Origin of the sequence: Mariniphaga anaerophila (genome assembly GCF_900129025.1) — a bacterium.
Taxonomy (GTDB): domain Bacteria; phylum Bacteroidota; class Bacteroidia; order Bacteroidales; family Prolixibacteraceae; genus Mariniphaga; species Mariniphaga anaerophila.
Map to the genome: position 1 here is coordinate 122,897 of NZ_FQUM01000005.1, position 11,661 is coordinate 134,557.

At 41.2% G+C, this 11,661-nt stretch carries 10 protein-coding genes; 7 read left to right on the forward strand and 3 right to left on the reverse strand.

Translation table 11 applies throughout. From position 1 onward, the window contains the following. Positions 1–7: 7 nt before the first annotated feature. Positions 8–832 (reverse strand): aldo/keto reductase, encoded by an 825-nt coding sequence (locus BUB08_RS11540; protein ID WP_073001922.1) that lies wholly within the window; start codon positions 830–832, stop codon positions 8–10. A 121-nt stretch (positions 833–953) separates the two neighbouring features. On the opposite strand from BUB08_RS11540, the gene BUB08_RS11545 reads away from it, so the two are divergent. Together BUB08_RS11545 and BUB08_RS11550 are read left to right on the forward strand one after the other, a co-directional pair. Beyond that, positions 954–2,204 carry an aspartate kinase gene (locus tag BUB08_RS11545; RefSeq protein WP_073001924.1) on the forward strand — a complete coding sequence of 417 codons (1,251 nt, stop codon included), beginning with the start codon at positions 954–956 and terminating at the stop codon, positions 2,202–2,204. A 113-nt stretch (positions 2,205–2,317) separates the two neighbouring features. Beyond that, positions 2,318–3,610, forward strand: coding sequence for an efflux RND transporter periplasmic adaptor subunit (locus BUB08_RS11550; RefSeq protein WP_073002265.1), 1,293 nt, complete (start codon positions 2,318–2,320; stop codon positions 3,608–3,610). Position 3,611: 1 nt separating this feature from the next. Here BUB08_RS11550 and BUB08_RS11555 read toward each other — a convergent pair whose 3' ends face one another. Beyond that, positions 3,612–4,724: a carboxypeptidase-like regulatory domain-containing protein gene (locus BUB08_RS11555; RefSeq protein ID WP_073001926.1), complete on the reverse strand. Its 1,113-nt coding sequence runs from the start codon at positions 4,722–4,724 to the stop codon at positions 3,612–3,614. Positions 4,725–4,830: 106 nt separating this feature from the next. On the opposite strand from BUB08_RS11555, the gene BUB08_RS11560 reads away from it, so the two are divergent. The 3 genes from BUB08_RS11560 (at position 4,831) to BUB08_RS11570 (ending at position 7,197) form a co-directional block, all read left to right on the forward strand. Beyond that, a complete protein-coding gene (locus BUB08_RS11560) occupies positions 4,831–5,493 on the forward strand; it encodes a GumC domain-containing protein (RefSeq protein WP_073001928.1) in 663 nt (220 codons plus the stop codon). A gap of 24 nt (positions 5,494–5,517) precedes the next feature. After that, positions 5,518–6,120, forward strand: a complete 603-nt coding sequence (locus BUB08_RS11565) for a 3-keto-disaccharide hydrolase (RefSeq protein WP_083570728.1) — start codon at positions 5,518–5,520, stop codon at positions 6,118–6,120. Positions 6,121–6,252: 132 nt separating this feature from the next. Then, a complete protein-coding gene (locus BUB08_RS11570) occupies positions 6,253–7,197 on the forward strand; it encodes a CPBP family intramembrane glutamic endopeptidase (RefSeq protein ID WP_073001930.1) in 945 nt (314 codons plus the stop codon). A gap of 86 nt (positions 7,198–7,283) precedes the next feature. Here BUB08_RS11570 and BUB08_RS11575 read toward each other — a convergent pair whose 3' ends face one another. Then, positions 7,284–8,024 carry a hypothetical protein gene (locus BUB08_RS11575; protein WP_073002267.1) on the reverse strand — a complete coding sequence of 247 codons (741 nt, stop codon included), beginning with the start codon at positions 8,022–8,024 and terminating at the stop codon, positions 7,284–7,286. A 261-nt stretch (positions 8,025–8,285) separates the two neighbouring features. Between BUB08_RS11575 and BUB08_RS11580 the strand changes: the two genes are divergently transcribed. Both BUB08_RS11580 and BUB08_RS11585 read left to right on the forward strand, forming a co-directional pair. Further along, entirely contained in the window at positions 8,286–8,876 is a 591-nt protein-coding gene (locus BUB08_RS11580; RefSeq protein WP_073001932.1) for a non-canonical purine NTP diphosphatase, read from the forward strand. A 57-nt stretch (positions 8,877–8,933) separates the two neighbouring features. Beyond that, positions 8,934–11,615: a glycosyltransferase family protein gene (locus tag BUB08_RS11585; RefSeq protein ID WP_073001934.1), complete on the forward strand. Its 2,682-nt coding sequence runs from the start codon at positions 8,934–8,936 to the stop codon at positions 11,613–11,615. The last annotated feature ends 46 nt before the right edge of the window (positions 11,616–11,661 follow it).

Consider the following 11,661-nt stretch of genomic DNA (forward strand, 5'->3'; position numbering starts at 1 on the left):
TACTATGTTAAAAATTGATATGGTCGGGATGAGGGCCAATCCTCTTATTATTATCCAACCTGTCGATTTTAGCCATGTCTTCATCGGTTAATTCAAAATCGAAAATGTCGGCATTCGAGACAATTCGTTCGGGGTTAACCGATTTTGGTATCGCCACCACTCCTTTTTGAATATCCCAGCGAAGCACAACCTGAACCGGCGTTTTCCCGTATTTTACTGCCAGCGCCTGCAATACAGGAATATCGTTTACTTTCCCTTTCATTATCGGGCTCCAGGCTTCGGTCTGAATTCCTTTTGTCTGGCAGTAATCCAACAACTCAGGCTGAATAAGCCCGGGATGAAATTCCACCTGGTTTACGGCCGGCACCAAATTGCACTCGGGTAAAAATTCCTTCAGGTGGTGCACCAAAAAGTTGCTTACGCCAATGGCTCGTATTGCACCTTTCCCGTAAAGTTCTTCCATGGCTTTCCACGTTTCAACCGAAAGCTTTCCCTTTGGCCAGTGAATCAGGTACAAATCCAGATAATCTGTTTGCAGCCGGTTAAGACTTTCCTCAAAGGCTTTCAACGTGGTTTTGTATCCCTGGTCGCTGTTCCACACTTTTGAGGTCAGAAAAATTTTATCGCGGGGGACACCACTATTTTTTATCCCTTCGCCAACACCCTTTTCGTTTTGGTAAACTGCTGCTGTGTCAATACTGCGGTATCCGTTTTGGAGTGCGGTAATAACCGCATTTTCTACTTCTTTCCCGTCTTCAGCCCTAAAAACGCCTAATCCGAGCCAGGGCATTTCCACGCCGTTATTCAATTTTACTGCAGATGAAATATTCATAGTTATTTGCTTTGAAGATCCTCCAATTTACTATTTTTTTACCAGATCACCAGAATCTGGTTATTGCTCTTAAAAGGTTCAGTAATATTTTTTTATTTTGCTGCAGTTAAAATTTAATAGAATGAAAGTTTTCAAGTTTGGTGGTGCTTCGGTTAAAGACCCCGCTGCGGTTCGTAATCTGGCCAAAATTATTTCAGGGTACAACGAAGATCTGGTTGTGGTTATTTCTGCCATGGGGAAAACCACCGATTTGCTGGAAACGCTGGCTAAAGCTTATTTTGAAAGGAAAGATAATATACAAGACATTTTTAGTCAGTTCAAAAACTACCATACCGATATTTGCAACGACCTTTTCGGTGCAGGAAATATTCCTCCAATTGTATCAGAACAGTTTGATGAATTGCTGGAGAAACTGGACAAGAAACCTTCGCTGGACTTTAATTTCGAATACGACCAGATTGTTTCTTTCGGTGAGCTGACGTCAACGTGTATTGTAAGCGAATTTTTGAACAAGGAGGGCAAAACCAACCGCTGGGTTGATGCACGTACCGTAATACGCACCGACGACATGTACCGCGACGCAACCATCGACTGGGTACTAACCGAAGAATTTTGCAAAGAGACATTCAAATTTAACGGCCACAATTTATATATCACACAAGGTTTTATCGGATCTACACCGGCCAACTTAACCACAACTCTCGGGCGGGAAGGTTCGGACTTTACTGCCGCCATTATCGGGAATGTGCTAAATGCCGAAAGCGTTTCTTTCTGGAAAGATGTTCCGGGAGTTTTAAGTGCCGACCCAAAAAAGATGGAAGGGACAACAAAAATTGATTTGCTCTCCTATCGCGAAGCAGTGGAAATGACCCACTCGGGTGCGAAAATTATCCATCCGAAAACCATGAAACCTCTGCACAACAAGCAGATTCCATTGTACGTAAAATCATTTCTGGCTCCCGACAATTCAGGAACGGTTATTCACGAGATTGACCATAAAATTCTGCTCCCTCCAATTTTTATTTTCCGCGAAAACCTGGTCTTGATCACGTTGTCGCCCAAAGATTTTTCATTCATCAGCATCGAAGACATCGAACGCGTGGTAAATTTTCTGGCCGAAAACAGAGTTAAAGTCACATTAATGCAGCAGTCGGCCATCGACCTCAACCTGGTACTCGACGCAAAAGATGCCGACTGGGACTGGCTCATGGACGAACTTTCTCCCTACTATACAATTCGATACAACACCGGGCTTACCCTAATAACAATCAGGCACTACACCGAAGAGGTGCTCGACTGGATGGTTAAAGAAAAAGACATTTACCTGGAACAACACAGCAGGCTCACAGCACGAATGCTGGTAAAAGAGTAAAATATTTTTTTTGGGTTCAGGTCTAAATCTTTGTCCGTAACCGGATTCAAATTGTTTTTCTTTAGTGTAATTTTAGGGTGATATACTTTACCAATGAAGCAAAATTGCCTGACATGAAAAAGAACAGAATGCTGCCGCTAGCTATTGTATTGCTGGTAGTTATTATTGCCCTGCTTGTTGTGGGGAAAAAAGCCGGCTGGATTGGGAAAGAACTAGCCATTAGTGTTGCCACGCAGAAAGTGGAGAGCAAAACAATAACGGAATACATTAATGCCAACGGGAAAATACAACCCGAAACCGAAGTAAAAATTAGTCCTGACGTTTCGGGAGAAATTATAGAGCTGTACGTTGCAGAAGGAGATCAGGTGAATGCAGGCGACCCGCTGTGTGTTATAAAACCCGACATATATATTTCTGCGCTAAACCGTGCCGAAGCAGCTCTCAATTCATCCAAAGCAAGGCAGGCGCAAGCCGAGGCGCAGCAAATTGAGCGAGAACTGGCATTTAAACGAGCTCAGCAACTTTACCAAACCAACACCATTCCGGTTTCCGAATTTGAAACCGCCGAAGCAGCCTTTAAAGTAGCGGAGGCCGAGGTTCGGGCAGCCCGGTTTTCGGTAAAAAGCGCAGAGGCGTCTGTTGCAGAAGCGCAGGAACAACTTACAAAAACCCGTATTTATGCGCCCATTACAGGAACCATTTCTTCTTTAAATGTAGAAAAAGGAGAAAGAGTTGTGGGAACCAGCATGATGGTGGGAACCGAAATGATGGTAGTTGCCGACCTGGATAAAATGGAAGTTCAGGCCGAAGTAAATGAAAATGACATTGTAAAAGTTTCGCTGAACGACACCGCGCTCATCGAAGTGGATGCTTACCTCAACAGAAAATTCAAAGGAGTGGTTACCGAAATTGCAAATTCGGCAAAAGTATCGGGAACCACAACCGACCAGGTTACCAATTTCGATGTCAAAGTTTTGCTATTGCACGATTCGTATGCAGACTTAATCGATTCTACGGCAAGAAAACTTTATCCGTTCAGACCCGGCATGTCGGCAACGGTAGATATTCGCACCAACACCCGCGAGGATGTAATTTCTGTTCCCATCGCGTCTGTTACAACCCGCATTTTTAAAGACGACAAAACAGAAGAAACCACTGATTCGGACAAGGAAGTAAAAGCAAATGAAAAGCGGAACGAAGTGGTTTTTTTGCACAAAGACGGCCGTGCAAAACAGGTGAAAGTAAAAACCGGAATTCAAGACAATGTAAGCATTGAAATTGTTGACGGACTGGAAACAGGCGACGAGGTAATTATTGCGCCCTACAACGCCATTAGCAAAACCTTAAACGACAGCATGGCGGTTAAAGTGGTTTCCGAAGAAGAACTATTTAAAGGAGAAAAATAAATTATTCGACAAAATAATCTCTTGTGGCAATCTCTTTTATCCCGGTTGTCTGCACCTGATCAACCGTCAATTGCGACGCTTCCTCCACTTTTTTCCCGTTAAACAGGTAAGTTTTATTTAGCTGAAATGATTCCGGTTTTAGTTTAGAATAGGTCATTTCAAAACTATAGGAAACATCTTTAAAATAATGGGTATTCAAATTTCCTACTGCCAGTGATTTCCCTTGTCTGTTCTGCTTGTCAGAAGTTGCCATTCCTTCAATTTTTTTAACGGAATAATCATCTTTTGCAATGGTAATTTTTCCTTCGAAAGAGGTGGCATGAAAATCCTGAGAACCGCCAACAGTAGGCTCATCCTGACTAAATGCAATTACCCAATATGAGGCGCCGTCAATTTCCGGCTCATCTTCCAACGCCAAATTCAACCGCCACAAAATACCTGGATTCAAAACAGAAGTAGCAGACCGAACCCAGTCGAGTTCAAGCAGCTCATCAAAATTGGTGATGCCAGACGAGAAACTGTAATCGGGCTTATCTTTTGTTATCTCATATTTTCGCATTTTAAATGCGTCAGTTTTCGAAGGCTGTTTGTAACCGGTTCTGTCGTAAATAAGAACTTTGGCATTTTTCGTTGTTTTTAACGTGTCGTCGGTTACTTTTTCATTTTTGTAGGTACACACCAGATTGAATGGTCCTCCAAGGAAATTGTACGGAGTATTCTCAGAAGCCATCCTTAAAATTCGTAACAAAACCTTCGATTGAGCTTCAATATCAACGTCTCCAATATCGTACGACTGGGGCTCAAGTTTAACAACTACAAACTCTTTTTCGAACAGCTTTTGTACCGGAAACGTATCGTTTTTAAAACTCAACGCAGAAAAATATATTTGTCCGGAAGCCATCTCCACGGGAATTTTAAGCTCAAAATTTCCGTCTGCATCGCTGGCTGTGCCATACAAAGTGCCTTCAATTCCAATATTGGTGTACGCCACCGGTTCGTTTGTTAAATCATTGATTACTTTCCCTTTGATGCTTTGTGCAATTCCTGTTTCTGTTTGAGAAAAAGCATTGTACGAAAAGAATAGAGTCAGCAATATTATCAGATATTTGTTCATTGTTTTCAAATTTTGCAATAAAAGTAGTAAAATGATATGAACCTCTTCAATAATAACGTTACAATACCGTTTTATTATTTGTTATATTTGCTCAAAATCAAAAAGTATGGTCAAAAAACAATTCATATTCATTTTTTCTCTTTCACTGGTAATTTTTTCTTCTTGTGTTTCTAAAAAGAAATTTGTGGAAATGCAGGACGGACGACTGCGTGCCGAGGAGCAGGTGAGGCAACTTACTGCGGAAAACAATGCGCGTGCCGCACGGATTCAGACAATGATTGACGACTTTAAAAGCATGAAAAACGAGCTGATGGAAAGCAATGCCGTAAAAGACCAATACATTGATAATCTGAACAAAGAAATTGCCGGCCTAAATGAAAAACTGAACGAGCAGAAACAATCGTTGCAGGAACGAAACTTTACTTTTGGTTTTGAACGTGAGCGGCTTTCGGAAACCCTTGGAGAAAAGGACAGTAAAATCCAATCGCTCGAAAGACGAATTGCAGAAATGGACAAAGAACTGTCTGGCCAGAGTTCTACCCTCAGCGACAGGAACATTCGCATTACCGCGTTAACCGACCAAATAACTGCAATGGAAACAGAAAGAGGGAGAGCCGAAAAACAACGCGCCGAACTGGAACAGCAACTTCAGAAAATAAGGGAAGAAACCAATGCGTTGAAAGGCCAGTTGCAGGAAAAAGATGAAACAATAAAAAGGTTGCAAAACAACGTAACCCTGTTGAAAAAAGAGCTGGGAGGAGGAAACTAATTTTTCATTAATATTTATCTGAATATGAACAAGTTTATATTTTTTTTACTGGTAGTTTTTGGCAGCTTCTCCGTATCTGCCGGAAATGGTGGCTGGAAATCGTTATTTAACGGCAAAAACCTGGATGGCTGGAAAATTCACGGAACCGAAAAATGGTTTGTGGAAGACGAGCTTTTAGTATGCGAAAGCGGCCCCGACGAAGAGTACGGATATCTTTCCACAGAAAAATTTTATGACGATTTTGAACTCAAAGTAGAGTTTTTGCAGGAAGCCGACGGAAACAGCGGCGTATTTTTCCGCTCTACTTTCGAAGGCACAAAAGTAAGCGGCTGGCAGGTAGAAGTTGCTCCTCCAAACCATGACACAGGCGGTATTTACGAATCATACGGACGGGGCTGGCTGGTACAGATTCCAGACGAAAAAGAGAACATTCTGAAAATGGGCGAATGGAACAAAATGAAAATCCGCGCTGTTGGCGGGCACATTACAACATGGCTTAACGGACAGCAGATGGTTGACATTGAAGACGAAAAAATTGGGGAAGGAAAAGGTTCTATTGCTTTGCAAATCCATTCAGGAGGCGGCATCAGAGTAAAATGGAAAAATTTGAAAATTAAAGAATTATAAAATACTGTTGCTGGCTTTCAGCAAACAAAACAGAATACAAATACCGGGGACGACTTCTCCGGTATTTTTGATTTATAAAGTTTATAAGAAAGTCCGGACTAGAAAAACTATATTTGTTGTAAAAATTCAGTTATGGCTCCTGTTGCTTTTCGCGGGATGAAACCGTTTCCCCAATTGATGTTTTCAGCGTTTATCATTCTGGTCAGTTTTCTGGCTTTTATGCTAGTCTCCATGCTGTTGGCAATTCCAATTTTTGGTTTGTCCTCTATTCTCGACATCCCGAATATTAATGATTTAACCGACTCTTCGGGCATTAACGTACTTAAATATTTCCAGGTAATACAATCAATAGGTTTGTTTATTATTCCTCCGATAATTCTGGCGTGGCTTTTTCAGGGCCAAATATCCGACTACCTTCTTCTGAACAGGAAATCCAATTCGAAATCCATTTTTCTTGTGATGATTTTGGTGCTGTCGTCGTTGCCGCTAATCAACTTTATTGGAGAATGGAATGCGCAGATGCAGCTTCCCGGATGGCTTTCGGGAATGGAAAGCTGGATGAAAAATGCCGAAGAAAATGCCGCAGTTCTTACCGAGGCGTTTTTAAAAGTTGATAACATTGGCGGTTTGCTTTTCAACCTGTTTATGATTGCTTTGCTTCCGGCAATTGGCGAAGAGCTGCTGTTTCGCGGGGTGATTCAGCGCATTTTTTGTAACTGGACTAAAAGCCATCACTGGGGCATCTGGATTTCGGCAATTCTGTTTAGCGCGCTACACATTCAGTTTTACGGATTTGTGCCGCGCATGTTGCTGGGAGTTTTATTCGGATACCTGCTGGTTTGGAGCGGCTCGATGTGGCTCCCTGTTGTTGCCCATTTTTTCAACAACGGTTTTGCCGTAGTCGCTATGTATTTAATCGATAAAAACATTTTAAACCCGGGCGTAGAAGAAGTTGGTGCCACTCCGGAAAGCCGTTACTCAGCCATTATCAGCCTCATCTTGGTGTTCCTGTTAATGTTTCTGATAAAAAGGGAAAACCGCAACAATGAATTGCAGCTCGAAGAAACAACCGAATGAATAAAAACCGGCCTTTGTCTGGCATTTCTAAAAGAATGTGTCAAAAACACTTTCCCCGAAGAAAAACAGTGGCATAAATTACAACGCTAACTGAACTCAAAAAGAAGGTCTACCTGCATTCCCTGCGCGCGTAATTTCTTCTTTTCATTACGGCGAAATACATACACAAGACCGTACTCCTGGGCACGCTGCCTTTTCTGTTCAGGCGAACCATCACCTACATTTTCTTCAATTTCTGTCCACAACTGACTTATAAAATCATTGGTAGTTTTGCGTAACTGCTGCATTTTTTCGTACGAACGCAACGTATTCCGTTTCAGATTCTGTTGAAAAATAGCAGCTTCCCGAAAATCTTCCACCTTCACTTTCACCAGCGCAATAGACGGGTTATAAATAGGGCTTCCGCCGCGTTGCATCCGCTTTTGCTCTCCGTCAATTATCCGGTTGCCCCACTCCAAAACCTCCTGCTCGGCATTCAACAACGGAATTTTTCCATCCAAATCAGAAAGGCCATAATAAGACAGCACATCCTCTTTTAATTCTTCCCGTTCGATATTCATGTACAGCACTTGAATAAAATGGGAAACATACAAGCGGGCTTTTTCAAAAGCAAATTTGTACTGGCCGCTTTTCTCTGATTCGGTTTTTAAATCAAACTCATATTGTTTGAGGTGATTTTCAAAATTCGATTTGATATTTTTGAGATCAAACAACTGACTTTTTGAGAATGCCAGCTTCCCGGAGTCGCGGTCTTCAGTAGCATTCAGAGCGGCATCCATTGCACGAAGCCGTGCTTTGTCTGTGGTTGGCAATCGACGATACGGCATAATTCTTCCTTTTGTGTTATGCGAAGTTATTAAATACAAAATTCTATTTAACGTATTCGCACAAATAATTATACACAATAAATTGTGAATAAAGAGTATGACACCCGGAAAAAACAAGTTTCGCGTTAAATGCACATAAAATTTTGCCCTGCTGAGGGCGCCCTTTTATACCGGCACAACAACTTGAAAACAAAATGACCACTGAAAAAGCTAAGCACAGGGAAGGAATTTTTGTCTACTTTTGCCACAAACGAATCAAATATGAAATTAGTTTTTGCCACAAACAATCAACACAAACTGGAAGAATTACAAACCATTCTTGGCAATACGTTCGAGTTGCTCAGTCTGAAAGATATCGGTTGTTACGAAGACATTCCCGAAGAACAACCAACCATTTCAGGAAATGCAAGACAAAAATCGTTTTACGTGTTTGAGAAATACGGATATTCATGTTTTGCCGACGACACAGGATTAGAGACTGAAGCCTTGAACAGCGAGCCGGGAGTTTATTCGGCACGGTATGCAGGAGAATCCAAAAATTCTCAGGCTAACATGGAGAAGCTGTTAAAAAAGCTAGAGAATATCGACAATCGCAAAGCGCAATTCCGGACTGTAATTTCACTGGTAGAGAACGGAGAAGAGAAACAATTTGAAGGAATTGTGGAAGGTGAAATCACCAAAGAAAAACGCGGTGATTCAGGATTTGGTTACGATCCCGTTTTCCTGCCAACCGGGTACAAAAAAACATTTGCAGAAATGACTTTGGCAGAAAAAAACAAAATTAGCCATCGGGCAAGGGCAGTAGAAAAACTCGTGGAATATTTAAAAACGCAAAAAAAGGGAAACAGCTGACAGATAACCGACTCCTTAATTTCAGAGGAGCTCCTGCGTACTCATAAATAGTACAAAATGACTGATTTCATAAAAAAGCAACGGCCATTTCTTTTTATACTCATTGTTGTCATTATTGGATACTGGCAGGTTTCGTTGCTTTTTTATGCACTGAAATGGGATTTAATCGACGTTGTTTTTCCTTTTCGTTTCTATTTCTCTGAATGCTTCCGCTCCGGGCATTTCCCATTCTGGAATCCGTATCTGCAAACCGGAACACCGTTCTTTGCCGACCTGCAGGCGCCAGTTTATTACCCTGAATTGCCGCTCATCAGCTTGTTCGGCGGCTATGGAATTTACACCATGCACCTGCTGTTTATTGCATACCTTTTTATCGCGGCTCTGGGTATGTACCAACTGTCCTTCTTTTTTAATCGAAACAGGCTGGCTTCATTAATGGCAGGAATTGCTTATGCCTTCAGCGGATATGTAGTCAGCCACGGGCAGCATTTCTTTTTGTTGGTTGGAGCTGCGTGGATTCCTTTTGTTGTAAAAAACTATATTCAGCTTTTACAGGAAGGAGGAACCAAACGAACGCTGAAAACAGCAGTCTTCGTTTTTCTGATGGTTTCGGGAGCATACCAGGCATTATCAATAGCACTGTTTTATCTGCTGGTACTTTTGCTTGTTCTTTTTATTGCAAAAGAAATTGCACAAAAAAACCCGAAGAAAATTTTCAAAGCAATCAAATCAAACCTGTTCCTGTTTTTCGTGGTTCTGACTTTATTATTGCCGCTTATTGCAGCCACCCTCGAAATAATTGGCTCGGTTAACCGGCTTTCCGACGGAATAAGCCCGGAAAAAATAAGTCATTACGGACAAAGCCTAAAAACACTGGCTTCTTTTCTGCTGCCATTTTCAACATTAAAACACGAATACTTTGGAGATATCGACACCAGTTTGATAAACCACTATTTCGGGCTTATCCCCCTGCTTTTTTTCAGTCTTTCGCTTACAAAAAAACACACTGCTCCCGAGTACCTGATTCTTGCATGGGGACTGGTAATATTCGCGTCGTCTTTCCGGGAGCTTCCGGTCAGAGAATTTATGTTCTTGCATGTTCCGCTCATGAATCTTTTTAAATACGCAGCCTACATCAGCATTTTCGGATTACTGGCATTTATTTTACTGGCTGCCAATTATTTTTCTTTCGTTCAGCAAAATTTTGAACGAGAAAAAAATAAAATTCTGATTACCGGAGTTTTGCTGTGGAGCGTGTTGCTTTTCGCCATTGTTTTTTCATACAGCAAAACCTCAATTACCGAAATTAGAAATATACTCAGCCTAAACAGCTGGAATGAATTTATAGCTACAACAACTATTTCTCAAACCGTTCTGCTGCAAGCCATTTTGCAGTTTTTCATTGTCGGAATTTTTCTTGCAATTGTAATTTGGCGAAAACAAATCAAGTTCCCTTTTCACCTGATGGTTGCGGTGGTAATTTTTGACATGATGGCGTCAGCACAGTTAAACATGACTGTTTCGGTAGTTGACACCAGCCACAAACCATCGCACATGAAGAAAGACCTGGCTCTTTCTCCCAGATATTTTCCCGTTCCGGTTGACGACAAAATAATTTTCAACGACAAGCGGAGTGCTTTTTTCGCTCCATTCTGGAGAAACACTTATATTTTCTCGAAACAAATTTCTTTCGATGCTTTTTCGTCATTCGAATTGGATTCTTTTAATAAACTTGACGACGACTACCCCAACCTGAAAGAAGCCACAATAAACAACCACCTGTTCTATTTTTCCGATACAATTTTGCCATTGAGTCTGTTCGACGACAACAAAATAGACAAGCAAAAAAGTTCAAAATGGCTCTATCTTTCTGACGATGACTACGATTTACTTTCAAAAGAAGCAACGAATACAGACAGTACCAACACGGTTACCATTAAAGCTTTTTCTCCCAATAAAGTAATTGCAGAAACAACCACGCAAAGCGACTGTTTTCTGACCATGCTGCAAACCAATTACAAAGGATGGAAAGCATATATTGACAATACTCCGGCGCACATTTACACGTCGAACTTCAACTACAGAACCATCTTTCTGCCCAAGGGGAATCACTCGGTTAAGTTTGAATATAAAAACAACAAGGTTCTCATTCTTTATTATATTTCCAACCTGGCATTCATTTTAATTGTACTGTTTCTGGTCGGTCATTCTATGAAAAACAGAAATTATCCTCCCGGATTATTTTGGGGAATTCCTCTCGCTGTGACACTCCTGCTTGCCGTATTTATACCGATACAGTTTTCAGGCAGTCGCGAAAGCAAAAACGCTTCGGAAATTCATCACGGAATCAAAGAAAAAAAGGAAGCTGTTTATAACGAACAGAAAATATCAAAAGGAGAAGCGGCACACATCAAGCCAAGCGATGAATACTTTCCGATTGCAACAATCGAGAATCAAAAACTTCAGCTAAAAAAAGGCACATTGGTAATTACCGCCAAGGTATTTTCAGAATCATACCCCAGAGCACTAATTGTGAGCGACATCTCCCAAAAAGATGGCAAAAACTGGCAGGCAGCAAAAATAGAACGACAAATAGAAGGACTAAACACATGGAACGAGATTACATATTTTAGAAACTTTTACGATTTAAAAGATGAAGACATTATCAGCGTTTATTTGTGGAACCTGAATAAATGCAGTTTCACAATTAAAGACATTGAAGTAAGTTTATACCCTTAAACAATTTTTCTGGTTTGCTTTTCCTGTTTTCTGCCCCAACAAATCA